At 52.9% G+C, this 25,723-nt stretch carries 30 protein-coding genes; all 30 read right to left on the bottom strand.

The window, feature by feature from the left end; genetic code table 11:
* Positions 1-347 precede the first annotated feature (347 nt).
* Positions 348-719, bottom strand: a complete 372-nt coding sequence (aroH, locus tag MKX63_RS16335) for a chorismate mutase (protein WP_341018334.1) — start codon at positions 717-719, stop codon at positions 348-350.
* Positions 713-1,816 carry a 3-dehydroquinate synthase gene (aroB, locus tag MKX63_RS16330; RefSeq protein WP_341018331.1) on the bottom strand — a complete coding sequence of 368 codons (1,104 nt, stop codon included), beginning with the start codon at positions 1,814-1,816 and terminating at the stop codon, positions 713-715. Before aroB ends, aroH begins: the two co-directional genes overlap by 7 nt.
* Position 1,817: 1 nt before the next feature.
* Positions 1,818-2,987: a chorismate synthase gene (aroC, locus tag MKX63_RS16325; RefSeq protein WP_036727299.1), complete on the bottom strand. Its 1,170-nt coding sequence runs from the start codon at positions 2,985-2,987 to the stop codon at positions 1,818-1,820.
* A gap of 182 nt (positions 2,988-3,169) precedes the next feature.
* The gene (locus tag MKX63_RS16320; protein ID WP_341018328.1) at positions 3,170-3,346 is read right to left on the bottom strand and encodes a hypothetical protein; all 177 of its coding nucleotides are present in this window, start codon (positions 3,344-3,346) and stop codon (positions 3,170-3,172) included.
* Positions 3,347-3,454: 108 nt separating this feature from the next.
* A complete protein-coding gene (locus tag MKX63_RS16315; RefSeq protein WP_341018326.1) occupies positions 3,455-4,258 on the bottom strand; it encodes a CheR family methyltransferase in 804 nt (267 codons plus the stop codon).
* Between the two features lie 27 nt (positions 4,259-4,285).
* Complete coding sequence (gene ndk, locus MKX63_RS16310; RefSeq protein WP_036727303.1) at positions 4,286-4,729, bottom strand: nucleoside-diphosphate kinase; 444 nt, start codon at positions 4,727-4,729, stop codon at positions 4,286-4,288.
* A 111-nt stretch (positions 4,730-4,840) separates the two neighbouring features.
* Positions 4,841-5,809, bottom strand: a complete 969-nt coding sequence (locus MKX63_RS16305; RefSeq protein WP_341018324.1) for a polyprenyl synthetase family protein — start codon at positions 5,807-5,809, stop codon at positions 4,841-4,843.
* On the bottom strand, positions 5,806-6,666 hold the full coding sequence (locus tag MKX63_RS16300) for a menaquinone biosynthetic enzyme MqnA/MqnD family protein (protein WP_341018321.1): 861 nt from the start codon (positions 6,664-6,666) through the stop codon (positions 5,806-5,808). The genes MKX63_RS16305 and MKX63_RS16300 overlap by 4 nt, the downstream gene beginning before the upstream one ends.
* Complete coding sequence (locus MKX63_RS16295) at positions 6,663-7,205, bottom strand: UbiX family flavin prenyltransferase (protein WP_445321883.1); 543 nt, start codon at positions 7,203-7,205, stop codon at positions 6,663-6,665. The genes MKX63_RS16300 and MKX63_RS16295 overlap by 4 nt, the downstream gene beginning before the upstream one ends.
* Positions 7,206-7,267: 62 nt before the next feature.
* Positions 7,268-8,143, bottom strand: coding sequence for a UbiA-like polyprenyltransferase (locus MKX63_RS16290; RefSeq protein ID WP_341018318.1), 876 nt, complete (start codon positions 8,141-8,143; stop codon positions 7,268-7,270).
* Positions 8,136-8,888: a demethylmenaquinone methyltransferase gene (locus MKX63_RS16285; RefSeq protein WP_341018316.1), complete on the bottom strand. Its 753-nt coding sequence runs from the start codon at positions 8,886-8,888 to the stop codon at positions 8,136-8,138. The genes MKX63_RS16290 and MKX63_RS16285 overlap by 8 nt, the downstream gene beginning before the upstream one ends.
* A gap of 3 nt (positions 8,889-8,891) precedes the next feature.
* Positions 8,892-9,761, bottom strand: a complete 870-nt coding sequence (locus MKX63_RS16280; protein ID WP_341018314.1) for a heptaprenyl diphosphate synthase component 1 — start codon at positions 9,759-9,761, stop codon at positions 8,892-8,894.
* Between the two features lie 115 nt (positions 9,762-9,876).
* A complete protein-coding gene (locus tag MKX63_RS16275; RefSeq protein WP_341018312.1) occupies positions 9,877-10,416 on the bottom strand; it encodes a hypothetical protein in 540 nt (179 codons plus the stop codon).
* 107 nt (positions 10,417-10,523) lie between these two features.
* Positions 10,524-10,772, bottom strand: coding sequence for a trp RNA-binding attenuation protein MtrB (mtrB, locus tag MKX63_RS16270; RefSeq protein WP_051478165.1), 249 nt, complete (start codon positions 10,770-10,772; stop codon positions 10,524-10,526).
* A 102-nt stretch (positions 10,773-10,874) separates the two neighbouring features.
* Complete coding sequence (locus MKX63_RS16265) at positions 10,875-11,147, bottom strand: HU family DNA-binding protein (protein ID WP_019909963.1); 273 nt, start codon at positions 11,145-11,147, stop codon at positions 10,875-10,877.
* 355 nt (positions 11,148-11,502) lie between these two features.
* A complete protein-coding gene (spoIVA, locus tag MKX63_RS16260) occupies positions 11,503-12,981 on the bottom strand; it encodes a stage IV sporulation protein A (RefSeq protein WP_341018310.1) in 1,479 nt (492 codons plus the stop codon).
* 419 nt (positions 12,982-13,400) lie between these two features.
* Complete coding sequence (locus MKX63_RS16255; RefSeq protein WP_341018309.1) at positions 13,401-14,159, bottom strand: DUF3939 domain-containing protein; 759 nt, start codon at positions 14,157-14,159, stop codon at positions 13,401-13,403.
* A gap of 53 nt (positions 14,160-14,212) precedes the next feature.
* Positions 14,213-14,581, bottom strand: coding sequence for a 2Fe-2S iron-sulfur cluster-binding protein (locus tag MKX63_RS16250; RefSeq protein ID WP_341018308.1), 369 nt, complete (start codon positions 14,579-14,581; stop codon positions 14,213-14,215).
* Positions 14,582-14,608: 27 nt separating this feature from the next.
* Entirely contained in the window at positions 14,609-15,232 is a 624-nt protein-coding gene (locus MKX63_RS16245) for a hypothetical protein (RefSeq protein ID WP_341018305.1), read from the bottom strand.
* Positions 15,233-15,309: 77 nt separating this feature from the next.
* Complete coding sequence (locus tag MKX63_RS16240) at positions 15,310-15,489, bottom strand: DUF2768 family protein (protein ID WP_036698144.1); 180 nt, start codon at positions 15,487-15,489, stop codon at positions 15,310-15,312.
* A 201-nt stretch (positions 15,490-15,690) separates the two neighbouring features.
* A complete protein-coding gene (locus tag MKX63_RS16235) occupies positions 15,691-15,966 on the bottom strand; it encodes a stage VI sporulation protein F (RefSeq protein WP_036698146.1) in 276 nt (91 codons plus the stop codon).
* A 67-nt stretch (positions 15,967-16,033) separates the two neighbouring features.
* Positions 16,034-17,074 (bottom strand): NAD(P)H-dependent glycerol-3-phosphate dehydrogenase, encoded by a 1,041-nt coding sequence (locus MKX63_RS16230; protein WP_341018303.1) that lies wholly within the window; start codon positions 17,072-17,074, stop codon positions 16,034-16,036.
* The gene (gene plsY / locus MKX63_RS16225) at positions 17,067-17,684 is read right to left on the bottom strand and encodes a glycerol-3-phosphate 1-O-acyltransferase PlsY (RefSeq protein WP_341018301.1); all 618 of its coding nucleotides are present in this window, start codon (positions 17,682-17,684) and stop codon (positions 17,067-17,069) included. Before plsY ends, MKX63_RS16230 begins: the two co-directional genes overlap by 8 nt.
* 12 nt (positions 17,685-17,696) lie before the next feature.
* Positions 17,697-19,022, bottom strand: coding sequence for a ribosome biogenesis GTPase Der (gene der, locus MKX63_RS16220; protein WP_340752867.1), 1,326 nt, complete (start codon positions 19,020-19,022; stop codon positions 17,697-17,699).
* 140 nt (positions 19,023-19,162) lie between these two features.
* Entirely contained in the window at positions 19,163-20,491 is a 1,329-nt protein-coding gene (gene rpsA / locus MKX63_RS16215; protein WP_341018299.1) for a 30S ribosomal protein S1, read from the bottom strand.
* Positions 20,492-20,666: 175 nt separating this feature from the next.
* Complete coding sequence (locus MKX63_RS16210; protein WP_036698151.1) at positions 20,667-21,254, bottom strand: lysophospholipid acyltransferase family protein; 588 nt, start codon at positions 21,252-21,254, stop codon at positions 20,667-20,669.
* Positions 21,251-21,961 (bottom strand): (d)CMP kinase, encoded by a 711-nt coding sequence (cmk, locus tag MKX63_RS16205; protein WP_341018296.1) that lies wholly within the window; start codon positions 21,959-21,961, stop codon positions 21,251-21,253. Before cmk ends, MKX63_RS16210 begins: the two co-directional genes overlap by 4 nt.
* Positions 21,962-22,171: 210 nt before the next feature.
* Complete coding sequence (locus MKX63_RS16200; RefSeq protein WP_341018295.1) at positions 22,172-22,825, bottom strand: flagellar brake protein; 654 nt, start codon at positions 22,823-22,825, stop codon at positions 22,172-22,174.
* Between the two features lie 457 nt (positions 22,826-23,282).
* Positions 23,283-24,641, bottom strand: a complete 1,359-nt coding sequence (gene ypeB / locus MKX63_RS16195) for a germination protein YpeB (protein ID WP_341018293.1) — start codon at positions 24,639-24,641, stop codon at positions 23,283-23,285.
* Positions 24,642-24,954: 313 nt separating this feature from the next.
* Entirely contained in the window at positions 24,955-25,650 is a 696-nt protein-coding gene (prsW, locus tag MKX63_RS16190; RefSeq protein WP_341018292.1) for a glutamic-type intramembrane protease PrsW, read from the bottom strand.
* Positions 25,651-25,723: the final 73 nt, after the last annotated feature.

Raw genomic sequence — 25,723 nt, 5'->3', positions numbered from 1 at the left:
CTAGGGGGATAACGGATAGGGTCCGAAATACAGAAAAACCTCTACCGGAGTAGAGGTTTGTTGATAGTCAGTATGTGAATAAGCGCCTGGGACAAGCATGAACAAAGCCGAATGCAAGAGATTCCTCCATGGATACATACAGTGATAGCGCAACAGCAACTCATCATAAGTTACGGCTATACAGGTATGCCAAAAAAAGAACACTGACAATCAAGGGCCTGCTCTGCTATAAATCCTACACTCAGCTCAACTATACTCTACTCAACTCATTCAAAACTCTGCTTTACTCGGCTAACTTCACTATACATGATGACGGTAGTCATTGACAACCCCGTAATTATAATTTATTACTTGCTCTGTGAGAGATCCGGGCGAAGCCGCTGGGCTTCATTCAGATACACATGACGCATATCCCGCTGGGATTTGTCGGTGTTCACCTGCACCATCAGGCGGATACAATTCGGCAGGCTGCCCTTCACAGGGATCTCCACGGAACACATCAGCGGAACCATCTCCCAGCCTTCAATCTCACGGATCGCCCGTGCCGGGAAGGTTGCATCCAGATCGGCAGTCATCGTAATCCACACACTGCAAATATCCTCTGCGATCACATCATTGCGCTCCACAATCTCCCGCAGCAGGATCACCGTTTCACGTAAAATTTCCGTCTCTTCATTCTGGGTTACGGTCGTTGCACCGCGTATGCCCCGGTTCACCATGGGCTCCCCTCCTTCTTAAGCTGGGCTATGACCTCTGATACATCGCTTGCCTGCACATCATTGAAGATGCTAACTTCACCAATGGCCTCCGGCACGATAAAAGTCATTCGGCCTTCCTTGAATTTCTTGTCATGCATCATCGCTTCCATCAGCTCTTCCCCGCTATACTGCGAAGGCAGCCGGGTCGGCAGCGACAGGGCGGTGAGCATCGATACAGTATCCTCGTAGATCTGTCTGTCCCGGCCCAGCTTCGCTGCGAGCAGAGCAGATCCGGCCATCCCGATGGCAATCGCCTCTCCATGCAGGAAGGTGCCATAGCCGCCGACAGCTTCGATGGCATGTCCGATGGTATGCCCCAGATTCAGAATCGCACGCTGCCCGTGCTCGCGCTCATCACCGCCGATTACGTCCGCCTTGATGGCACAACCGCGTTCCAGCGCATATCCCAGCGCCTCAGGGTCCAGTGCTAACAGCTCAACCGCATGCTCCTGGCACCAGTAAGCGAACTCACGGTCCAGAATCAGCCCGTGCTTGACTACCTCAGCGAGGCCAGAAGCAACCTGCCGGGGTGGAAGCGTAGTTAGGGTGTCCAGATCATATACCACCATAGAAGGCTGATAAAAGGCACCCAGCATATTCTTGGCCAGTGGATGGTTAACGGCTACCTTGCCGCCTACACTGCTGTCATGGGCGAGAATGGTCGTTGGAATCTGCATAAACCCGATTCCCCGCATATAAGATGCTGCAACGAAGCCGGCCAGATCGCCAACGACTCCCCCGCCAAGCGCCAGCACGGCTGAGCTTCGGTCCAGACCGCCTTGAATGGCGGTGGTAATAACTTCTTCATAGACGGCAAGTGACTTCGAGGCTTCACCTGCCTGAATGACATGGCTGACCACCGTATATCCGCTGCTGCGGAGGGAGGCCTCCACCTGCTCCAGATACAGCGGCGCTACTTCCGTATCACTCACCACCAGCAGCGGGCTGCGCTGCGCGAACCCCGCTTCGGTACAGCGTTCACCGATACTCTGCAGCAGACCGCTGCCGATATAAATCGGATAAGAACGTTCGCCTAAGTCAACAGTAATGCTGCGCATCTTAGTAGCTCTCCAGCTGAGCCAGGTAGTTATTATAGTTCGCGCGGATCTCTTCCAGAGAGTCCCCGCCGAATTTGTCCAGGAACGCCTTGGCAATCTCCCAGGCTACTACACTCTCCAGTACGACACAAGCTGCCGGAACGGCACAGGCATCTGAACGCTCAACCTGGGCTGTGAACGGCTCCTTTGTATCGATATCCACACTCTGCAACGGTTTGTACAGCGTCGGGATCGGCTTCATTACTCCTCTGACGACCACTGGCATTCCATTGGTCATTCCGCCTTCGAACCCGCCCAGCCGGTTGCTCGCCCGGTAGTACCCCTGCGAGGCTTCATACATAATCTCGTCATGGACCTGTGAGCCGCGCAGCTTCCCGGCTTCGAAGCCGATTCCGATCTCTACGCCCTTGAAGGCATTAATAGACATCACGGCTCCGGCAATGGCACCATCCAGCTTGCGGTCAGACTGTACATAACTGCCAAGGCCAATAGGCAGACCTTCGACAATACATTCCACAATTCCGCCGATGGAGTCGCCTTCTTCCTTGATCTTGTCTATGTAAGCCTCCATCTTCTGCTCCGTCTCCTTGTCCACTACCCGCACAGAGGATTCTTCAGTCCGGGCAATCAGCTCATCGATAGGCAGATCGTTAGCAGGTGCTTCAATCTCTCCGATCCGGATGACTTGTCCGGCAATCTTCACCCCGAAGGCTGCAAGCAGCTGACGCGCTACTCCGCCTACGGCTACTCTTGCGGCTGTCTCACGGGCGCTGGAGCGCTCCAGCACGTTACGCAGATCGGTATGGTTATACTTAAGTCCGCCGTTCAGGTCCGCATGACCGGGACGTGGACGGTTCACCCGGCGCTTCTCTTCGTCACTGCCCGGAATCGGCTCAATGTTCATAATGTTCTTCCAGTGTGTCCAGTCCTTGTTCTCCACAATGAGCGCTACAGGAGCTCCGGTAGTATAGCCGTGGCGTACACCGCCGGCAATCTGGGCAGTATCCTTCTCAATCTGCATCCGGCGTCCGCGGCCATAGCCCTTCTGTCTCCGGTGCAGCTGGAAATTAAGCTCTTCAAAGTCAAGTGTCAAATTACTGGGCAATCCCTCAATAATGGCTGTAAGCTGGGGGCCGTGCGTTTCCCCCGCTGTTAAATAGCGCAAACTCATGCTGCGTTCCCCCTTCACACTTTTGGACTGTAAACCGCTAAAATGTTAAATGTCTTTGCTTATTATAGTATAGGCTCTCCGCTTTGACAAGAAAGCAATAGACTATCCCGCCGCTTCCCCCGGAACAAAACAAGCGCCGCTCCTGCTCTTTCGAGTAGAAGCGGCGCTGCTGTGCTCCCCGTTCAGGAGCCTGTCTCCAGAGCATCGCTGCCGGGTGCCGGAAGACGGCTGCCGGTTCTGCCCTCTTCCGCAGTGAGCAGGCTCTGGAGCTGAAGCTCCTCAATGCCGAGAATATGCCCGCATTCGCGCACGGTGAGGAACCCCCGCCGGTACGCGGTGATGACCTTGCTTTTGTCCATCTGGATTAACGACCTTTCACTTGGCGTTAGGTTTCTTCCTACTTTCCAGTATCACTGAAAAGCGCCTAAAGTATACCTTGTACCAAGGGAGACTCCAGCAGACTAAGGCTATTTCTTACGGTAAAAGAAGGTTTCAGTCGACTCGAAGCCATACTGCGCCGGTGTGAAGATCTGCTCCGTGCTGCCCACGAAAAGATAGCCCCCCGGACGCAGACTGGCCGAGAATTTGTGATACAGCTTATTCTTGGCTTCTTCGGTGAAGTAGATCATGACATTGCGGCAGATAATCAGATCGAAGCCTTCATCGAATTTATCCAGCAGCAGATTCTGCTTGCGGAAATCAATATTCTTCTTCAGTCCTTCGCTGACCTTGAAGACCGGGCCTTCAGGTGTGAAATACCGGTCTGCCACATCTTTGGGCACATCCTTCAGGGAGCGCTCCAGATACATCCCCTGCTTTGCTTTGGCCAGCGCCCCGTCATCAATATCTGTAGCCAGAATACCGGTCTGGGCCAGAATATTCTTATCCGAGAGAATCATCGCCAGCGTATAAGGCTCTTCCCCCGTTGAACAGGCGGCACTCCATAGCTTCAGTCTGCGGCCGGAACGCTGAAGCTCCGGCAGAATCACATCCCGCAGCACTTCCCAGCGGTTCGGATTCCGCCAGAATTCAGAGACATTGATCGTCATGCGGTCAAGGAACTCATAGAACAGAGCCTTGTCCTTCATCATTGCCGCATAGAATTCGCTAAAGCTATTGTAGCCGTTCTTCATACGGAGTGTAGTCAGCCGCCGCTTCATCTGTGCTTCCTTATACTGCGCAAGGTCAATGCCGGTGCTTTGCTTAATGTTATGGATAAATCCGGTGTAATCAGGGTCCGGGGTTAATGAGGATTCTTCACGTTCAGCCATAATAATCTCCTGTCTCCTGCCCGGATCTTACATCCAGGCCGCGATGTCTTTATGATACTGTGCCAGCTCATCCGGAGCGAAGAAATTGGCGATCTCACGTGCTGCACTGTCCGGTGAATCCGATCCGTGAATCAGATTAAGCGGAGTATGGCTGGCATAATCCCCGCGGATGGTGCCCGGCAGGGCTTCACCGACCTTGGTTTTGCCGATCAGGAGACGCGATAAAGCGATGACATCATCGCCTTCCCATACCATGGCAAACACAGGGCCGGAAGTGATGAAGCTTACCAGCTCCGGGAAAAAATCCTTGCCGTCATGCTCCGCATAATGCTTCTTGGCCTGCTCTTCAGTAACAGTAATCAGCTTGGCAGCGACCAGCTTGAATCCCTTGTCTTCCAGACGGGCGACGATGCGTCCGATTAGTCCGCGCTGTACACCATCCGGTTTGATCATCAGATACGTTTGTTCCATAGAGTCACTCTCCAATTTCCCTTATTCTAAATGAATGGGCTGTTTATGGTCTGATATTATCAGAAACCCCGGCATCTGTGAACGTAAATTTGCAGGTGAGCTGTTATATTTTCAATAAGCCCGGCCGGTCACGAAAAAGGCGATATCGCGCAAATTGCGCTTCGTCCGGTTGCTGGGCAGCTGCTCCAGCGCATCCAGCGCCTTGGCGATATAGCGGGAAGCCAGCTCCTCCGCACGTGAAATCCCGTCGCCGGAGAGAATCAGATCGATCGCGCGGCCGACCCCGGTGTTCCCTTCACGAATCGCTTCAAGCTCTTCCAGCAGTCGGCTGCGGAGCCGCTCATCCTGCAGACTGTAGATGACAGGCAGAGTGATATTCCCCTGCCGCATATCGCTTCCGGGCGGCTTGCCAATTTGCTTCTCCGTTCCGGAGAGATCGAGCAGATCATCACGGATTTGAAACGCCATCCCAACGTTATATCCGTAATTATAGAGGAGCCTGGCCGTTCCCGGCTCCGCATCTGCAGCCAGAGCGCCAAGCTGACAGCTGACGGCAATCAGCAGCGCTGTCTTCCGGCGGATTCTCCGCAGGTAATGGCGCACGCTCTGTCCGCTGTTGAAGAAGTCGCGGATCTGCTCCATCTCTCCGATGGACATCTCTACCATGGCTTTGGAGAGAATCTGATGAATCAGGGGATTCTTCAGCCCTGAAGTCATCACGAGTGCCTTGGCATAAATATAGTCACCTGTATACATGGCGATCTTGTCGCCCCATTTCGCCTTCACGGTAGGCTCCCCCCGCCGGAGCTCCGCATCGTCAATGACATCATCGTGGACCAGCGAGGCGCTGTGAATCAGCTCCAGCGGAATCGCAACACGCTTTAGCTTTTCGAGATCATAGGTCCCGAATTTGCCGCCCATCAGAACGAATACCGGCCGGAGCCGCTTGCCCCCTGCTCTCAACAGATGCAGAGAGGTCTCGCTCAGCAGTTCATCATCCCCCTGGACACTGCGGTATAGCTCTTTCTCAATTTGATCCATATCTTTGCTTAGCAAGCCGAATATTTGCAGTCGCTTCATTCTTTCACCCGTGTCAGCAGATTGTGGCTCCAAAGCTCCATCTTCACTTCCTGCGGCAGCAGGCCCATTTCATAGGCATAGCGGAAATAGAGGTTCAGACCTTCCTGCTGCCTTTCCCCAAAGTCGTAACATAAATTACGGAAGTAATCTCTCCAATAGGAGGCCGTGCCCCCGATCGTGCAGCAGGCTTCGTGAATTACCGGTCCCAGATCATTCAGGCCGCGTCTTTTGCTCCGCTCGAAGGCTTCGGCAATCTCGGCAATAGCCTCAGGATTCCGGGCCGCGGCCTTGCGGTTAACCGCCCATACAGCAAAGGTCATACTATGGCCGGTCCATTCCTTCCACAGCCCGCCCAGATCCGTCACTTCATAGCCCTGATCCTGCCAGGAGGCGCGAATGGCATGGTCACCTATCAGGAGTCCGGCATCCGCCTGCTGCATCATGGTGTTCAGATCGGGATCGCTGCTAATATACTCCGGGCTGGTCCCTAATGCCTTATGCATCAGAATCTTCAGCAGATTGACCGAGGTAGCCGAGGTATTCGTCACGGCTATCGTTCCGCTGCCAAGCTGATGTAGCGGCTTTTTGGAGAACAGAAATATCGACCGCACCGGACCGTCCGCGCTGACGGACAGACCGGGCAGCAGCAGCAGCCGGTCGCTGGCCGCGGCGTAAGCAAAGGAGGATAAAGCCCCGACATGAATATCGCCTGCTGCCATTCCCCGGTTAAGCACAGCCGGCACCTCACTCACCATTTCAGCAGGAAAGCTTAAAGCAGAGGGATCGAAATAATGATAGACCGGCCATGAATTGGTGTAGCTGATTTTGCCGATGACGGTGTGTTCCAGGTTTGTCATCCTTCATTCCCCCATCTGCGAAATAAAGTATGCTCAATCCCGAAGCTGTCCAGCACCTTACCCACCATGAAATTGATCAGATCATCCATAGTGGCAGGACCGTAATAGAACGCAGGCATCGCCGGAATCAGCTTGACGCCCATCCGCGACAGCTTCAGCATGTTCTCCAGGTGAATCGCATGCAGCGGTGTCTCCCGGGGCACGAGAACGAGCGGACGCCCTTCCTTCAGCATAACATCCGCAGCCCGCGTCATCAGATTGTCCGAGCTTCCATGCGCTACAGCAGACAGGGTTCCCATTGAGCAGGGCATAATAATCATCCCCTCTGTCCGGAAAGAGCCACTGGCAATCGAAGCACCGATATCCTGCACCGGGTGATACAGAAGAGAACCGGGATAGCTGCCGAACTGCTCCCTCAGCAGGCCTTCCCTGTCAGTTACAGCATAACCCAGCTCCTCCTTGAAGACACGCCAGCCTGCATTACTGACCACCAAATGTACTGTATAACCGAGGGACAGGAGTGTCTCTGTCAGCCGGATGCCGTAGACAGCCCCGCTCGCACCGGTAATGCCAACCACGAAGTTCTTTGGCTTAAGTTCGGTCATTTGTAGAACTGCACCACCAGGTCAATCAGAGTAAAGGAAAAGACTACAATGCTAAGCACACCGTTCATGGTGAAGAAAGCAGTCTGCAGCTTGCTTAGATCACCCGGAGACACAATGTAGTGCTCATAGAACAGTATAATATAAGCAATCACCATGCCGGCTACATACCACCAGCTCAGCTCCGTGATGAACAAGAGAGAGATGAAGCCCAGGGCTGTCAGCAGGTGAAAGACCTTGGCTATCCCCAGCGCACGGGCCACCCCGAAGCGCACCGGAATCGAATACAGCCCTTCCTTGCGGTCGAAGTCCACATCCTGGCAGGAGTAAATGATATCAAAGCCTGCTGTCCAGAATACGATCGTGAAATAGAAGATCATAGCAGTCAAGTCCACCGTTCCTGTAACTGCAACCCAACCGCCGAGAGGCGCAAGGGCAATCGTAAGCCCGAGAATCAGGTGACAGGCCCAGGTGAAGCGTTTGGTGAAGGAATAGATGACCAGCAGAAAAACAGCAATCGGCAGCAGCTTCGCTGACAGAGGATTGAGCTTGAAGGCTGCCCAGAACAGCAAAAAGAACGAGAACGCGATGAATAACGATACCTCTCCAACCTTCAGTAATCCTGCCGGAATGGCTCTTCCCGCTGTCCGGGGATTCTTCGCATCACTGATCCGGTCGATCAGCCGGTTAAGCCCCATGGCCGCGCTGCGTGCGCCGAACATAGCAACAACTACCCATCCGATCTGGCTCCAGGAGGGCAGTTCCCCAAACATAACTACTGAACCCAGCAAAGCTCCCATAAAGGCAAAGGGTAAAGCAAAAACTGTGTGTTCGAATTTAATCATTTGTAGAAAAATACCGATTTTCTTAAACATTACAGTTCTCCTTGAGTCCAAGATGTAACGCTGCGATGCCACCATTCAAGGGGAACGATTCCACTTTTGTAAGTCCTATGTCCCGGAAGATCTCCTCTAATTGCTTCCTGTCCGGGAAGAGTGCCAGTGATTCAGGAAGCCATTTATATTGCTCATACCGCTTGGCGAACAGCCTGCCGAGCAGTGGAAGCACACGCTGGAAATAAAAATAATAAATACCTTTGAACGGCTGCTTCATTGGCTTCGACAGCTCCAGACATACTACCATACCGCCGGGCTTCACCACACGCTTCATCTCACCCAGCACCTGAACGGGATCAGGCACATTACGAAGTCCAAAGCCAATCGTTGCGTAATCGAACGAATTATCACCGAACGGCAGCTCCATCGCATTCCCCTGAATCAGGGAAATCCGGTCCTGCAGTCCGCGTGCTTCCACCTTGCGCCGTCCCACCTCCAGCATGCCTGCGCTGAAGTCCAGCCCCATAACATTTCCGGTCTCGCTCGCATCAGCGAGGGCAATGCTCCAGTCGCAGGTTCCGCAGCACAGGTCCACTGCCGAGTCCCCGCGCTTCATGCCCATCTTACGCATGGTGAACTTCCGCCAGGCCTTATGGCGCCGGAAGCTCAGAATATCATTCATCAGATCATATTTGCCGGCAATGCTCTCAAATACCGAATGGACAAATTGCTCCTTCGGCTTCTCGCCTTGCCCGCCTGTTACGGTAGCTTTATCTACTGTCATTCTCTAACCCTCCACGGCAGCTTGTCCGGAAATTTTCATTTGCAGAAGTAGGCGGTCCAGTGCTGATCTAAGCTGACCCGCCAGTTCCTCGTCCCTGATGCTCTGCAATAACGACTGAATGGACGCAAGCGAACTATGCAGCTTGTCCGTCAGCAGTGTATCACATTTGCACCTCAGCTTCAGCTTCTGCCAGTCCTTGGGGTCCAGAGTCTGATCCTTAAGCTGCTGACGTTCCTCTTCGGCCGCCGACTCCATCACCTTCCAGTAAGCATAGCCCTCCAGCGCACTTGCCGGAGTTGCCCCCCGGCGCAATTCCTGGGCTGCAGTCTCACACTGGCTGAATTCGGCGAGCAGCTTCTGCCAGATGTCTCTCAGGGACTCTTCAATCATCGGTGTAAAAGAAAGAAACAGCCGCATATTGAGCTGTACCGTGTGCTTCAAGTATTGTTCGGCCTGGACAAGCGTTCCGCTCATCTTGCCGTAAAGATTGGCCTTCATCACATTGAAATCAGCGATAGCCGTGCTGAGCGTGCCCACCATTTCAATCTGACCGTGCTTCGCGAGCAGATGGTAGAACCAGCTGCTGAAATAATCACCGGCCAGAACCTTCAGCTGGCGGGTGCGCATCATATCACCGCCGGGCTCTTCATGATTCCGGTCAATGCTCTCATGGGTATCCAGTCCAAGCTGGACGAGTCCGGTCACCAGAGTGAACAGCTCTCCCTGCTGGAAGTCTGCCCCCCGGCCTCTGCCGAGAAAAATATATAACAAATGACCCCGCCCGTCTGAGAACGGCGGCAGTTCCGTATGCCGCTGAATCATATCGTAGTCGGTGTAGGGTTTAGCCAGTTGCGGTATGCGGTACGGTTTCATTTTAGCCTCCGAAGCCATTGACGTTTGTCAAAATGATTTGTTCACAATCTTGTCTATTATATCACATGTTTTTTTGTCACGCACGAGTGAAGCCTTCTAGTTTCAATTACCCAGTTCAGGGATAAATGAACTGTTTCTTCCACAGCTCGCTTTCGCTAATGCGGAAGCCGTTCTTCAGGTAATCGGGAAGAGGCGAATTGCCTGCGTTCTCCAGCGCCTCCTGGAGCAGAGGGGTCCACTCGCTGCGGCGGATATCCCCCGCAAGGAGCAGGCGGCGGGTATCCAGCCACTGATCCTCTGCCACCACACGCAGCAGGAGCTGGTCCACGTTCGAGGTCTCCTGAATCGCGAACCCGACCGCCAGAGCCATGTTGCGGTACAGCTCCTGAGGTTCGTGGACATCACCATTCACCTTGAGATCCAGCGACAATACCCCGTTCTCCCAGCCAGCCTTGTCGATCATCAGACTCAGCGGAATCTCACTCAGCGCATCTACCAGATTGTCATTCTCCAGCACCATGCCCTCCGGCCCTATAGTGTGTACTGCGCTATACTTGCTCTGAGCAGTTAGAACGTTGCCGGCCAATTGCGGCAGCAGCAGGGTAGCAGCTGCACTAAGCAGCAACGCCGTTCCGATCAGCCAGCTCCGGTTCATAACATGCCCCCCTACTCATAGTTTCCGCTGCTATGCAGGATTATACGGCACCGCAGAGCGGCCCATATCTAGTTATATTTTGAAAAAAAGCAGGCTATGCCTGCTTTTCAGCTTTCACTCTCTAATTGTCCGTGTTTGCTCCAGATTTCAGCCTTGCCGCGGATTTTCATTGCTGAGGTGTGATCGGTGAATTGGGCAATGAGCACCTCGCCTTTGTCCAGCTTCTCCGTATGGTGAAACCGTGTGTCCAGCCCTCTGGTCAGCCCGATGACCTGAACACCGTTCTCCTTGGCCTTAACTACGATGTAGTCGCTGCCGGACGGCGCAGGATTCACTTCATTCTTCTTCTCAGTCATTGTAATCCTCCTCAAAGTTTATGAGCCTCTCAAAAACAAATGCCGCCCTGGAAGGCGGCATCGTTGGTATTCAAGGACTATGGGGCAGATATGTAGAAATCTTTATTTGATTCCGTCTTTCAGCGCTTTACCGGGTTTGAAAGCCGGTACTTTGCTTGAAGGAATTTCGATTTCTTCACCAGTCTGCGGGTTGCGGCCTTTACGTGCGGAACGTTCGCGCACTTCAAAGTTTCCGAAGCCAACCAGCTGAACCTTATCGCCGCTTTGCAGTGCACCTGTGATTGCTTCAAAAACGGCATCTACCGCTTTCGTAGCATCTTTTTTGGGAAGTTCAGTTGCTTCTGTAACTACATTGATCAAATCTGATTTATTCATGTCTTCTCACCTCCCTGGTTAAAAGTTCCGGTATCATACACTGTTTCCGTTTCAACGTAAAATATACGTGATAATCCCGTTTATTACTAGGGTACTGGCACCTCTCTTCTAGAAGCGCAACAAACTTATAGTAATACAGCCCAACCATAATATCAAGGCGTTCCTTAAAAAAGGAGCAGAAAGTAGCAGGTTTCCCATCATTCCGCTGTAATTGCGCAGTCTATTACTACCAGTTATGCCGTAAAAACGGAAGCTTTCCAGGGAGAATTCCCCTTTTCCACTCTATCCGCATGCGGACCCGGAAATAGCAAAAGAGCGGGAAATGCTCCCGCTCCAAAGGACAAGCTTATTTTATTTAGAGGATGATGGCGATCAGGCCGCCCGAGCCCTCGTTGATAATCCGGCCCAGCGTTTCCTGCAGCTTGTAGCGGGCATTGTCCGGCATCATCGCGATCTTACCCTGGATGCCTTCGCGGACTATGGAATGCAGGGACCGGCCGAAGATATCGGATTCCCAGATTTTGATCGGGTCATTCTCAAAGTCCTGCATCAGGTAGCGCACCAGCTCTTCACTCTGCTTCTCCGTACCGATGATCGGCGAGAACTCCGACTCGACATCCACCCGGATCATGTGGATCGACGGTGCCGTAGCCTTCAGCCGGACTCCGAAGCGGGAGCCTTGACGGATCAGCTCAGGTTCATCCAGCGCCATCTCAGCCAGGGAAGGTGCGGCGATGCCATACCCCGTGGTCTTCACCATTTCCAGTGCTTCCGAGAAGCGGTCATATTCGCGCTTGGCGTGGGAGAAGTCCTGCATCAGCTGGAGCAGGTGATCCTTGCCGCGGATCTCGACCCCGACTACCTCCATCAGCACCTGATCATACAGTTCTTCGGGAGCATAGAGGTCGATCTCGGCTACCCCCTGGCCCATGTTCATGCCGCTGAGGCCTGCCCGGTCGATGAAATCATATTCGGTAAACTGTGAGACCAGGCGGTCCACATCACGCAGACGGCGGATATCCTTCACGGTATCGCGGACAGAATTCTCATAGCTGCTGCGCAGCCAGTGATTCTCACCCAGCACCATCACCCAGCTTGGCAGGTTAACATTGACTTCATGTACAGGGAATTCATACAGCACTTCGCGCAGTACACCGGTTACATCGTCCTCGGTCATATTCGCAGCGCTGAGCGTCATCACCGGAATGTCATATTTGAGGGCAAGCTCACTGCGGAGCTGCTGGACTTCCTCACTGCGCGGCCGGGTTGAGTTGATGACCAGCACGAACGGCTTGCCGACCTCCTTTAGCTCTGCAATGACGCGCTCTTCGGAATCGACATACGAGCTCCGCGGAATCTCAGCAATCGTACCGTCTGTAGTGACTACCACACCCAGAGTGGAGTGCTCCTGAATGACCTTGCGTGTCCCGATTTCAGCCGCTTCCTGGAAAGGAATCGGTTCCTCGAACCATGGCGTCGAGATCATCCGCGGACCATTCTCATCCTCATACCCTTTTGCTCCTTCTACTGCATAGCCTACACAATCGACCAGCCGGACGTTGACCTCCAGCCCTTCGGCCACCTTAATCTGCACCGCATTGTTGGGTACGAATTTAGGCTCGGTAGTCATAATCGTTTTGCCTGCCGCACTTTGCGGCAGCTCATCGACCGCTCTTACGCGGTCTGATTCACTGGTGATGTTTGGCAGAACAATCGTTTCCATGAAGCGCTTGATGAATGTCGATTTCCCCGTGCGAACCGCGCCGACGACGCCAAGATAAATGTCTCCGCCGGTACGCTCGGCAATGTCCTTGAAAATATCCACTTTTTCCAAAAGAGATCCCCTCCTCATATTACTCCGAAGAAAAAATGCCTGAAGAGCATCGACTTCGCGTTCCGCCGGCAAACTGACCCTTGCAGGACAACCACCGGACTAAGCTTTGCCCGCCCGAAGCCTAGCTTACTTGCCTGAGGCGAAGCAAGGTTGCCCCGCGCTAAACTCCGAATGCTCGGACATGCATTTGGACTAGTATCATCATATGTATCCGTAACGGATTTATGACAAGCGTCCGCGCATTTTGCATCTGAAATTTCGTATACCAGTTCCAGCTAGCCACTGCGTCAAGACACCCGGAAGTCTTCTCATCAAGTCTATGAGGGAGGCCTGCACCCTAGAACTACTATCCTTCCTGGCAAAAAAGCAGCAGTCCCCGCCCTCGGAGATCTGCTGCTTTAAGTAAAAATACTGCATCGTTATTCTTGCGGAGCCTGCGGAACCGGACGGCCGTGGGCCCACAGGTAAGGGAGTGACTTGACGGGAACATAATAAGAAGCCTGGTCCAGCTCCAGACGCAGATCACGGTCTGCCGCAGGTTCACTGCCGTTCTTATCTATGGCCGAGGAGATATCCCCGCTGTAATCCACATAGACCGTCCCGCTGCTATCCATCAGGAATTCCAGCGGCTGGCCCGAATATACGCTGCTTAGCTTGATTGTCGCGGTCCCTGCCCGTTTGGCGTCAATGGACACAAGGCCCGGATACAGCTCCTCTCCTGCCGGAAGCTTCCCGCCGTAGGCAGACTTATAGAGGTTCACCTTACGCTGGATATCGTTAACCTTCTGCACGGTCACCAGGTCCATCAGTTTGACCTGCGGGTCCGTCTCCTCATCCAGCACAAGGAAACGGGCGCTCCCGCCCTTCTCGAACGCTGCTGCCGGGATCTCATCCAGGTATCCTTCCTGCTGCAGCTTATTCAGGTCAATCACGAATTTCTCGTATCTGGGCGTGGCCTGATCGCTGGTCAAGATCGGCAGCAGCCCATTCTGCTCCTGATAATCATCGACCGCAGCCTGCACCCGCTTCACACTCTCGCGGTAACTGCTGCCGGGCTGCTGCTGCTCCCGGGGATACATGCAGCCGCTTAGAGACAAGAGCAGCAGGACAAGCAAAGGCAGCAGAATAGCAGACCTGTTCCGCCTCTGCCGGAGCTTCACCAGCTGCATAGAGTCCATTCGCAGGGCTCCTCTCTGTTCGTTTATGGTTGCGTATGTGCCTGTAGTAGCCTTCACCATAAGTCCTCCGTTTCGCCACGGCGCGCCGCTTCCAGCCTGCGGCGTACAGCCGCTTTCAGCGGGTCCTCGGGGATATGCACCCTGACATCACCCCATACAGCGGCCTGACAGGCAAGGCGGACGCCTTCATCCAGCAGGCTGCCAAGCTTGCGCTTCTCCGCCTCCGCAGGAGGTCTGAGTGCCCCGGCCTCCCCATGCTCCACCGACACTTTGCACATCATGCACCCCGCCTTGCCCCCGCAGCGGGTAGGCAGGACAATTCCGGCTTTGCGCACAGCCTCCAGCAGCGATGTACCATGCTTGACAGAAGCTGTGCGTTGTTCCGGAAGGAAAGTGACCGTTATTTGCGATTTCGCATTCATCTTACAGCCTCCTTCCCTGCATTCAGGTTATATACGTATAGATTCAGTGATCCCCAGCAGCTTGTCCAGCCTGGGCTGCAGGCCGGCGGCTTCCAGATGATTCTCCTCGACGAGCTGTTTCAGAAGCGGCAGATGACTGTTTATATCCCGCTTAACCAGCTCAGCAATAGCCCGGCAGCGTTCTTCCCTGCCGCGCAGCAGATTGAAGATTAGCTCATGGACGAGCGGCATCAGTGCCAGCCGTCCGCTCCCTTCAAGCGCATATATCGGAGCATAAGGCTGCAGCTTGCTGATATCCACTGAATACTGCCCGGAGCCGCCTCCGATCCTGAATCCGCCCACCAGCTCAACCTTCACCTCCCCGATGAAGTAGAGCCCGCGCAGAGAGTAACAGCCTCCGCTATAATCCTCTACCGGCGCACAGACCGTGTATCTCAGCAGTGCCTGATGAAGCTGCGCGGTATCCTCCAGATCACAATAGAGATCAATATCGCGCGGAGCAGCGCTCAGCTGAACCCCGTGCAGCAGCAAACCGCAGCTTCCCCCCAGCAGCCACACCGGCGGCTTACCCGGCCCGATACCATCCAGCTCCTCCGCAATGCTGCCCAGTGCCGTCTCCAGCACATAAGGAATTCCTGAACCGGCAATCAATCTACACACGCTCCATTCCTGTAAAATCAACTAACGATTCTGTCAGAAATACGTCTGCCTGAGTATAATGTAAATGCTTACATAATTGAAGCGGCCCCGCCCAAAACCCCGATCAGCAGGATGACAAAGGCAATGACCGATAAAACTGCTCTAAGCAGGCCCTTCGTCTTGCTGCGTGCAAAAGTAATCAAAAAAACGGATAAGCCCATAATCAGTACCGCAATCAGAGACAGCCACATTTTTGTCATCGGGTCCATAGGTCATGCGCCTCCATTTCACTTTTCCCGGATTGCGACTATTATAGCGTGAAACCCGTCATTTTTTAAGTATTAATTTACAGATTAGCCCCTGCCAATAGAAAAAAAGGGCATCAACCGCGGAATCAGCTTGCCTTCCGGAGTTATGCCCAGTCTGAAAAAGAGCCATCCCGGCAGGAATGGCCTTACTTCACGGATATGCTATTTTTTCAGCATCATTTTCATTAAAGACTCCATTGTACCGGAACCGGCGCCGCCTTTTTTAACAGCATTGACGATCTCCTGCACGGTAGCCTCGCTGACCGGCACTTTGGCCATAGCGGATACCTGTTTAATTAACTGGCGGAGCTGGGCTTCATTCTGTGTGGTGCCCGGCTTAACCGTACCGGCCAGCTTTTTGATGGCACCTTCCGAAATGTTTTTGCCCGTCTTCTTGTTGATGGCGTTCAAAGCATCCTTGGAAAAATCTCTGCTCACTGTTCATCCCTCCTCCGTCAATCCCCATTAACAACATATGAGATATTCCGGCAAAAGGTGAACGTGATCAGGAATGCCACTGCTCCCAGGTCTCCTGGGAAATAGCCTCCATCTCCGTCTTGCGGTCACGGCCCATCAGAGCTTCCACGGCATTACGCGGTGTTCTGCCCTTGAACAGCACATGATAAATCTGGTCGGTAATCGGCATCTGTACGCCCAGCTTCAGCGAGATCGCATAAGCCACCTCCGTTGTCCGGATGCCTTCTACAACCATCCCCATCGAGTCCAGCACCTCATTCAGCGGCCGGCCCTGGCCCAGCATGGAGCCCGCGCGCCAGTTCCGGCTGTGCTGGCTCGTTGCCGTTACGACCAGGTCCCCGAGTCCGGCAAGGCCGGAGAAGGTTAAGGGATTCGCTCCCATCTCCACACCGACCCTGGAGATCTCGGCCAGGCCGCGGGTAAGCAGCGCCGCCTTCGCGTTGTCCCCGAAGCCCAGCCCGTCGGACAGCCCTGCACCCAGCGCGATAATATTCTTCAGTGCACCAGCCAGCTCTACGCCCAGCTGATCCCTGTTGGTATACACACGGAAGTCATTGTTAATGAACAGCCCCTGCGCCGCCTTGGCACGGCCCTCATCCGGCGAAGCCACTACGACCGTGGTCGGACAGAGCCGTACCACTTCTTCCGCATGGCTCGGCCCGGAGAGCACAACAATGTCACCTTCGCCGCAGCCCAGCTCTTCTGAGATCACTGTGGACATCCGCTTCATGGTCTCGGTCTCGAAGCCCTTCGTCGCGTGAATGCAGAGCATATCGTCCTTCCAGAATGGCTTAAGACTATGCGCCACCTGACGCATTCCGGAAGAAGGCGCGACAATGACTACCGCCTTCGAACCGGAGACGGCAGTCTCCATGTCCGTGGTGGCAATAATATTCCCGGGGAGCTTGATTCCCGGCAGGAAATGTTGATTCGTATGTGTCTCGTTAATCTCGGCAGCCTGCTCAGGCTTTCGCGTCCACAGATAAACCTCCGAGTGGTTAGCCGCCAGCACAGTAGCCAGCGCAGTTCCCCAACTGCCCGCGACCAGCACGGTTACTTTATCAGACAACGCGATTCCCCTCCTTGGCTTTGGAGCCGATTTTGTTCTCACGGCCCTGCGAGATCTTCACGATATTGCTGCGGTGACGCCAGAAGGCGAACACCACAATGATCAGACTTCCCCATAGCTCCGGGGTTGTATGCTCCGTGAACAACAGGAAGACTGGAGTAAGCGCCACAAAAATCAGCGAGCCCAGCGAGACATACCGTGTAAGTACAATAGCAAGAATAGCAATCAGACCGGCAAGCAGCGCAGGCCAGAATACCAGCGTAGCCATCACACCAATCGTCGTTGCAATCCCTTTTCCCCCGCGAAAGTGAAAATAGACCGGCCAGTTATGCCCGATGATCGCAGCGAGTCCGCAGACCACTGCGACCCAGCTTCCCCATCCCCCGGCCCATGTGCCAAGCCAGACTGCGGCAATTCCCTTCAGTACGTCCAGAAACAGCACCAGTATGGCCGGTCCCTTCCCCATCACACGCAGCGTATTGGTCGCTCCCGCATTGCCGCTTCCATATTGGCGGATATCAATCCCCTTAAGCAGCCGGGCGAGCAGTACACTGAAGCTGACGGAGCCAAGCAGATAGCTTATAACGATAACCAGAAGTTCAAACGCCACTACTCTTCTCCCCTAACCTTCGTTCTCGGATTTGCGCCGTGTAAACAGGCGGATCGGTGTACCTTCGAAATTGAACGCTGCACGGATCTTGTTCTCCAGGTAACGCTCATAGGAGAAGTGCATCAGCGAAGGATCATTGACGAATACCACGATGGTCGGCGGCTTTACAGCAACCTGAGTTACATAGTTAATGCGCAGACGGCGGCCTTTGTCCGTAGGCGGAGGATTGATCGCCACAGCATCCGACACCACATCATTCACCAGATGGGTAGTAATCCGCAGGGCGTGCTGTTGGGCCACATGCTGTACGACCGGCAGCAGCTTCTGCAGACGCTGTTTGGTAAGCGCAGACAGGAATACCACCGGAGCATAGCTCATGAAGAGGAAGTGATCGCGGATGGTACGTTCGAAATTCTGCATCGTCTTGTCGTCTTTCTCAATGGCATCCCATTTATTGACGACAAAGACTGAGGCCTTACCTGCATCATGGGCATACCCGGCAATGTGCTTGTCCTGGTCGATGATGCCTTCTTCGCCGTTGATTACAACGAGTACAACATCAGCACGCTCAATCGCCTTCATGGCTCTCATGACACTGTATTTCTCCGTGTTCTCATAGACCTTGCCGCGTTTGCGCATGCCCGCTGTATCGATCAGCACATAACGCTGGCCATCCCGTTCGAACGGCGTATCAATCGCATCGCGTGTAGTTCCCGCAACATCACTGACAATAACGCGTTCTTCACCCAGAATCGCATTGACCAGTGAAGATTTACCCACATTCGGACGTCCGATTAAGGCCACACGGATGACATCTTCATCATATTCCTCATCTACCTTATCTGGCAGACGTTCAACAACCGCATCCAGCAGATCGCCGATTCCGGTTCCGTGGCTTCCTGAAATGCCGATTGGATCACCAATTCCAAGGGTGTAAAATTCATAAATATCTTCGGTGCGCTTCATGTTATCGACTTTATTGATAGCCAGAACAATCGGCTTGCCGGAACGGAACAGAATCTGCGCCACTTCCTCATCCGAACTCGTGAGTCCGCTCTTCGCCTCGCACATGAAGACGATCACATCCGCTTCCTCAATCGCCAGCTCCGCCTGAACGCGGATGGATTTCAGAATAGCGTCTTCTCCGTCAATCTCAATCCCGCCAGTATCAATGACACTGAAGGATTTGCCGTTCCAGTCGGAGACTCCATATATCCGGTCACGTGTAATCCCCGGTTTATCTTCTACGATGGCCAATCTATCGCCAATCAGCCGGTTAAAAATCGTCGACTTTCCGACGTTAGGCCTGCCGACAATGGCCACTACGGGTCTTGCCATATTCATTCCTCCTGTCTTCCTTACGTTACTCATCATAGCAAAAAACATTCCAATTGGCTAACCGTGAAAAGACAATCGGCGAACCCTCTGATCGAGGGCTCGCCGATTACTTTACCCGTTATGATGAGATAACAAAGGGATTAGTTGTTACCCTTGAATTTGTCCAGCTTGTCACCGAAACGTTCAGCCAGTGTGAAGCTGAGGCCTTCATTGCTGAGCGATACGTTAGGATTGTTCAGCACTTCTTTAGGGGCTCTGTCTCTGCTGTTGCTGCGTTCTGGTCTTGCCGAAGGAGCCGGAGCTTCTTCAGTTTCCTTGATGCTCAGGCTGACGCGCTTCTCGGATGGGTTGAAGTCAAGCACTTTCACTTGTACTTCCTGTCCTTCCTTAAGCACTTCGTGCGGAGTACCAATGTGCTTGTGGGAGATCTGGGAGATATGCACAAGGCCTTCAACGCCTGGCAGCAGTTCAACGAATGCGCCGAAGTTTACAAGGCGTTTAACTTCGCCTGTAACCACATCGCCGATGTTGATCTGACCTGCTGCGGAATCCCAAGGACCCGGAGCACCGGCTTTGATGCTGAGGCTGATTTTGCCCTTTTCAGGATCAACCTTAAGTACTTTAACACGAACCTTGTCGCCTTCGGATACTACATCGGATGGCTTCTCTACGTGGTTCCAAGCGATCTCGGATACGTGAACCAGTCCGTCTACGCCGCCAACATCGACGAATGCGCCGAATTGAGTCAGACGTTGAACCGTACCTTCGATGATTTGGCCTTCGGACAGCTCAGCCATAATCTTCTGCTTGTTAGCTTCGAATTCTTCCTCCAGAACTTCTTTGGCGGAGAGAATTACCTTGCTGTTCTCACGGTCAAGTTCTTTCACCTTGACACGCAGTGTGCGGCCCTTGTAGTCGCTGAAATCTTCAACGAAGTGACGCTCAACCATGGAAGCAGGGATGAAGCCGCGTGCGCCAACGTCAGCCACAAGGCCGCCTTTGACAACATCAGCTACAGTAACTTCGAAGGATTCCTGGGAAGCGAAATACTTCTCCAGATCTTCCCATGATTTCTCGCTGTCGATGGCACGCTTGGACAGCACCAGGCTCTCCTTGTTGTCGTTGATGCTGACAACCTTGCATTCCACTTCCTGGCCAACTTCTACCGCTGCTGCGGCATTGTCCAGCTGAACGGAAGACAATTCGCGAATAGGAATAACGCCGTCGTATTTATATCCAATGCTTACATAAGCTTGGTTATCTTCGATTTTGACGATTGTTCCTTTCACGGTATCGCCTTTTTTCAGAGAAATGATTTCCAGACCTTCCTGGCTTGTCACTTCTTCTTCATTGCTGGCAACAACTTCTGCAGATTCGGTTACAGCGGATTCCACAGCTTCTGCCTTGTCTACGGTCTCGTTATTCTCAACGTTATCCGCAGCTTCTTGATTCTTAATTTCTTCAGACATGTGATTACCCTCCTCGATTCAAAACCCCATTTATTTAAACCCGCGTAGAGCAGAGTTCAAAACAATCAATGCTTCGTTAAACCATTTCACTTTGTTGCTTAGTATGTTCCAAAAAATAGCGGTTATGCTGTAATTTATAAGCTATTCACGGAAGCAGGGGATTTGACTCCCGGACTTACCGCGAACTGGGCTTACCGGTACTGATCATTTCATGGATGCGTCCCATAATAACATCGGTTACAGCTTCCAGAGAATCACTTCCCGCACCTTCAAATGCGCTGAGGTCTATGGGTGCCCCATACACTACAGTCATCCGGCGGAATGGCTTGTAGGAACCGATAATAGCTGCCGGCACAACGGCTGCGCCGCTGCGGAGCGCGAAGCTCGCTGCGCCCTTCTTGGCTGAACCGGAATCGGAGTTCCGCGTTCCTTCCGGAAAGATGCCCATCACATGTCCGCTGCGAAGCGTATTGAGGGACGTCTTAATGGATTCTTTGCTTACGCCGCCACGCTTGACAGGAAATGCACCCAATTGCTTGATGAGCCAGCCCAGCACAGGAACATTGAATAATTCCGCCTTGGCCATATATCTTACCTGTCGCTTCAGCTTAATGCCGATCGTCATAGGATCAAGCAGGCTGATGTGATTCGCGCAGAGCAGGACTCCACCCTCCTTCGGCACATTCTCTCTTCCCACAATCTTAAGCGGGAACAGTATGGCATAAATCATTCGAAGCAAGGCCACGCAAAATGCATAAATCATAGATGATTTCTCTCCCCGTTAACATAGGTTCTGCAGTGGGAGACGATGGCTTCCACGGCCTGAAGGATATCCATATGCGTCGTATCGAGAAGAATAGCATCCTCGGCACGGCGCAGCGGTGAAATCTCCCGGCCTTCATCAAGCCGGTCCCGCGCTGCAATATCATATTCAAGCTGCTGGAGAGTCACTGTTTCCGTATCCTTCAGTTCCTTGTAACGACGGAGAGCACGCTCCTCCACACTTGCCGTCATGAAAATCTTCACTTCGGCATCCGGCAGTACGGTTGTACCGATATCCCGGCCATCCATTACGACTCCCTTGCGGAGCGCCATCTGACGCTGCAAGTGACTCAGTCTGGATCTGACACCCTCAATCTTCGAATACTGCGACACCTGGCCGCTGACCTGAAGACTGCGGATATGCGGGGTCATGTCTTCCCCATTAATCAGCACTTTCTGCAGATCTTTCTCCGGCAGAAGCTCAATCGCCATATTCCGGACCTTCCGGTCCACCAGCTCATGATTCTCTGCAGCTATGCCTTCACGAAGCATATACCAGGTGATTGCCCGGTACATGGCACCCGTGTCCACATAGATGTAAGACAGCTCCCGTGCTACCAATCGGGCTACAGTGCTCTTGCCTGCCCCGGCAGGTCCGTCGATGGCGACGTTAATTCGGTCGTTAGTATGTGTATCCTGCCTGTCCAACGGGGCATTCCTCCTCAAACACTCTTCCGCAGAAATACGCCTATCGACATATCTCTCTAGGAACTTGCTGATATTCTCAAGAAAAAAGCAGGCATTGCCTGCGACTTATAAAATTATACCACAGTTTGAACCCCAGTGCAAAATGACATTGAGGTTTTTTAGAGAGAAAAAAGCTGATTTAGGGCCCGTTTGAAGATTCCTGACAGGGAATCAGCGGTTGCGGAAATCGAATTGGCGTTCAAAGCAGTACCGGATAATTTTTTGCCGCTCCGTATCGGAAATGGCGGAGAATTTAACCATGACCAGATTTCTCCCGGTCTCCAGCGGTTTGATCCGCACAATCTCGCCTTCGAAATTAACATGCTCTGTGCTTCCGTTGCGGTAGGAGACGAGCAGCCAGCAGGACAGCTTGTCTGCCACCCCTAATGTAATCTTGGCATCGCTTAAGAATGACGTCCCGCCGCCGCCGATATCCTCGGTGCGCACCAGAAACCGGCTGCCCAGGGCATCCTTAACGGCCAGCTCCAGCTCGGCATTGACGCGGAAGAAGCTGCGGCGCTGAATTTTGAAGATGGATTCTGCCTCAGGCTTGCGCAGCCGGACCATCCGGATGACATCTTCCTTGAATCCGAGCACATGGGTATTGAAGTAATTCTTGATGCCGCCCTCTGTGAGAAAATAGACCGACAGCTCGTCACCGACGAACAGCTTCTTAAGCCGGCCATTGCTCTCCTGCATTGGGATTTCTATCAGGATGCTCTCATCCTCCATATCAGCAATCCTTGCCCGGTACTGGATCTCAGACTCTGCCGCATCGCTGGATGCGACCTGGAGGTATAGATATTCATTGATTTTGGGATACAAACCTGTCACCGCCGCTTGAGTTAGTAATAAATGCTAAACCGATTATAGCACGCCCTCCTGAGGCAGGTCAGAAATATTATTAGGCAATGACTACTAAAAGCTGCAACCGGCGTGCAGCCTATATTTTTAGCTTAAACAAAATTAACCTAATGGATGAACAAGGTTACCTTTGCAAGAACACAACGTATGCTGTTTTTGACATACATTCAGGCCGCATGCCTGCTGGCGAGTACAATGTATACTGTTTTCCACATACATTCAAGCCGTATGCCTGCTTGCGAGCATAATGTATACTGTTTTTGACATACATTGGGTTCAACACATACCTTATCCACCTTGAGTAAATAGATAATGCGCGCCTCTGGGCATACTATATATTAAAAAAAGACGCCCTCCGTTTCCGGAAATGCGTCTTCTCTATTATAACCAGGCTTATCCGTCCCCTTGGGAGGTCAGTCTATTTATCCTGTGCCCCCGAGGAGGTGCGGATCTGTTCCACCGCTTCCTCATTACCGTCATCGGCGTTCAGATAAATTCTGAACTGGGAGCCGTTGATTTTGCCGCCGAATTCATATGTCAGCAGCTCCACCGCATCCTCATTCTCGATCCAGGCCAGCCGGTTATACAGCTCCTTGAACTCGGGGTTAAGCATCGCTCTGGCTTCAGCCAGGGAGAGCTTCGGCTTCGTCAGCACGCGCTTTTCCTTATGCTCATTCACATAGTCGCTTGCCTGAAATCCTACCGCTTCCCCCGTATCCAGCCCGACACGAACCGTCATTTTCTCGGGATAAATGAGCACCCCGTCCTGGCTGCTGACGAAGGTCAAATTGCCCAGATTATCATACCGGTCCGCACTGACTGCAGTCATTCCATGATATCCCTTCTTATCCAGGAACTTACCCACCTTCTCCACAGCTTGCATCATAGATACTTTGGCCGGTCCAACCTCGCGGTTATCATTGTAAGAGATCAGCAGTCCGCCTTCCGCCGTGAAGTCCATCGAGACCGGCTCTTTATGCTCTGCGGAAGTCACAGTAGCTGTATAAGAGGCCCACTCAGTTCCCTTTCCGTTCTCCTGAATCTTCACCTGTGCCTTCCCGCCGAGCCCGGCGAACTTCATCGCCTTGGCCTTGATTTGGTCAGCGGTAACCGGCTTGCCACCCAGCTTTTTCACCGACCGTTTATCATAGATGCTTGCAACCGAAGGGCCGTAGTCCAGCTCCGGGTATGCCGCTACGCGCTTATCCACAGTTTTGAACCCGTCGATAATCGTGTTGTCTTCGGCCTTCTGCTCTGTAGCCAGCGCAGTCTCTACATCCATCCAGCGCAGCTTTTTGCCGATGACCTTGTCCTGAACCTTCTGCAGGTCCCTGGAGATTTCAGACGAATTCTGGTAGAGCGTCTTCAGATTCGCCATCTCCCCCTCAGTCAGCGGCTTCTTGGTGAAGTCACGCACCGCAGCCTTGTAGGAGAAGTTAGCGATTTTGGATAGGAACTCCTCCGTCTCACTGAACGGGAGCAGCGTCAGCGGCAGCTGGTTAATTTCGTTCTGCGCCTCGCTGGTAATCCGCCATACATTGACCAGTCCCTTGCGGTGCATTCCGTTAGAGGTGGTGTTCACCGCAAGCGTATTGCCCAGCTCACCATGAAGCCGCTCCACATGGAAGGAGAGATCATGGAATGCACGCTGATACTGATTCTCCGCCTTGATCAGAATCGAATTCTTCTCCTGATTCTCCTGATACCCCCAGACGAGCGCTCCAAGCAGCAAGAGTGCGGTAAGCGGGAACATTATGGCACTTAATCTTTTGTACATAGGTCCGCATAGCTCCTTTCAGTAGCTTATTGCCGTTAGTTTGACAATAACTGAGAAGTCTTATGCACTTTTTTCAAGAATCCGGTCTTCAGGCCCGTTCCTCAATTTCAAAGCCGCTTACACAGCTGCACAGACATTGCTTGAAGCCAGTCTGGACAACCCCCTGCTCCTTGTTCCCTCTTAATATGTAGGTTTCACCGCACTGCTTGCAGACAATCCGAACTTTCACTCGCAAAAAAAGACACCTCTCTCTCCTTTCTGGAATTCCTTGCCTTAAGGAACTGCCCTGTAGGATTAAGTGTGTCCATCTCGATTATAGGTTAACCTCTTCCTCACGCTTCAAAAAGCGAAACGGGGAACGGCTGTTGGCCCGCGCTACCTTCCCCATGCCTCTATACCATAAAACTGCCATCAGGGGCACGATAAACCAGATCCAGTAGTTAGCTGTGGTGGCGATCAGAAAATCATAGATTCCATGCCACAGCCAGGGCAGGAGCAATGAAATCAGCAGAATCTTCCGGGTCTTAAGCCCGCCGGAGAACTTGGCTCTGCCCATATGGTAGCCCATAATTACGCCGAACATGGCATGTCCGGAGACTGGAAGCAGCGCCCTTAGAATCATGGTGCCGAATGAAGCATTGCTGTACCACGCATACATTACATTCTCTATTGTTGCGAAGCCGAGCGAAATCGCTACGGCATATAGTATTCCATCATAGGGCTCGTCAAATTCGGTATGATTGTAAATCATATGGTACAGCACAAACCACTTCAGGGCCTCTTCCACCCCGGCCGAGATCAGAAAGGAGTCCACATAAGGACCACCGCCCAGCCCCAGCACAAGCCCCCTCTGGATAATCATCACCGGCAGCACGATCAACAGGCCAAGCAGGAACACCTTAAGCACCATATGGAGCGGTTCCTGATCATACTTGTCTTTCAGATAGAAAAAAGTCAGCAGCGCAAGTCCCGGTGCAACTGCTGACGAAATGACCGATAACAAAAGCACCGAATAGCCTCCCTTGCGCTCAAACCTAATTCCTGCTGAAAGCGGTATGGCCGGAACCGCACCATTCCCGCTA

The sequence above is a fragment of the Paenibacillus sp. FSL R7-0179 genome (assembly GCF_038002265.1).
In the GTDB taxonomy this organism is placed as follows: Bacteria; Bacillota; Bacilli; order Paenibacillales; family Paenibacillaceae; genus Paenibacillus_AQ.
This window is presented reverse-complemented; position numbering and strand designations above follow the sequence as displayed.

What these genes read in the sequence shown, in the direction of transcription:
- MKX63_RS16210 (WP_036698151.1), bottom strand. Translation starts at nt 21,254, where the DNA reads ATGATTTATGCATTTTGCGTGGCCTTGCTTCGAATGATTTATGCCATA.
- ndk (WP_036727303.1), bottom strand. Translation starts at nt 4,729, where the DNA reads ATGGAACAAACGTATCTGATGATCAAACCGGATGGTGTACAGCGCGGA.
- MKX63_RS16280 (WP_341018314.1), bottom strand. Translation starts at nt 9,761, where the DNA reads ATGAAACCGTACCGCATACCGCAACTGGCTAAACCCTACACCGACTAC.
- MKX63_RS16275 (WP_341018312.1), bottom strand. Translation starts at nt 10,416, where the DNA reads ATGAACCGGAGCTGGCTGATCGGAACGGCGTTGCTGCTTAGTGCAGCT.
- rpsA (WP_341018299.1), bottom strand. Translation starts at nt 20,491, where the DNA reads ATGTCTGAAGAAATTAAGAATCAAGAAGCTGCGGATAACGTTGAGAAT.
- MKX63_RS16265 (WP_019909963.1), bottom strand. Translation starts at nt 11,147, where the DNA reads ATGAATAAATCAGATTTGATCAATGTAGTTACAGAAGCAACTGAACTT.
- mtrB (WP_051478165.1), bottom strand. Translation starts at nt 10,772, where the DNA reads ATGACTGAGAAGAAGAATGAAGTGAATCCTGCGCCGTCCGGCAGCGAC.
- aroH (WP_341018334.1), bottom strand. Translation starts at nt 719, where the DNA reads ATGGTGAACCGGGGCATACGCGGTGCAACGACCGTAACCCAGAATGAA.
- ypeB (WP_341018293.1), bottom strand. Translation starts at nt 24,641, where the DNA reads ATGTACAAAAGATTAAGTGCCATAATGTTCCCGCTTACCGCACTCTTG.
- MKX63_RS16290 (WP_341018318.1), bottom strand. Translation starts at nt 8,143, where the DNA reads ATGTTTAAGAAAATCGGTATTTTTCTACAAATGATTAAATTCGAACAC.
- MKX63_RS16240 (WP_036698144.1), bottom strand. Translation starts at nt 15,489, where the DNA reads ATGGACCCGATGACAAAAATGTGGCTGTCTCTGATTGCGGTACTGATT.
- aroC (WP_036727299.1), bottom strand. Translation starts at nt 2,987, where the DNA reads ATGAGTTTGCGCTATTTAACAGCGGGGGAAACGCACGGCCCCCAGCTT.
- MKX63_RS16305 (WP_341018324.1), bottom strand. Translation starts at nt 5,809, where the DNA reads ATGAAGCGACTGCAAATATTCGGCTTGCTAAGCAAAGATATGGATCAA.
- der (WP_340752867.1), bottom strand. Translation starts at nt 19,022, where the DNA reads ATGGCAAGACCCGTAGTGGCCATTGTCGGCAGGCCTAACGTCGGAAAG.
- MKX63_RS16300 (WP_341018321.1), bottom strand. Translation starts at nt 6,666, where the DNA reads ATGACAAACCTGGAACACACCGTCATCGGCAAAATCAGCTACACCAAT.
- MKX63_RS16250 (WP_341018308.1), bottom strand. Translation starts at nt 14,581, where the DNA reads ATGAATGCGAAATCGCAAATAACGGTCACTTTCCTTCCGGAACAACGC.
- aroB (WP_341018331.1), bottom strand. Translation starts at nt 1,816, where the DNA reads ATGCGCAGCATTACTGTTGACTTAGGCGAACGTTCTTATCCGATTTAT.
- MKX63_RS16285 (WP_341018316.1), bottom strand. Translation starts at nt 8,888, where the DNA reads ATGACAGTAGATAAAGCTACCGTAACAGGCGGGCAAGGCGAGAAGCCG.
- MKX63_RS16315 (WP_341018326.1), bottom strand. Translation starts at nt 4,258, where the DNA reads ATGGCTGAACGTGAAGAATCCTCATTAACCCCGGACCCTGATTACACC.
- MKX63_RS16320 (WP_341018328.1), bottom strand. Translation starts at nt 3,346, where the DNA reads ATGGACAAAAGCAAGGTCATCACCGCGTACCGGCGGGGGTTCCTCACC.
- MKX63_RS16255 (WP_341018309.1), bottom strand. Translation starts at nt 14,159, where the DNA reads ATGGACTCTATGCAGCTGGTGAAGCTCCGGCAGAGGCGGAACAGGTCT.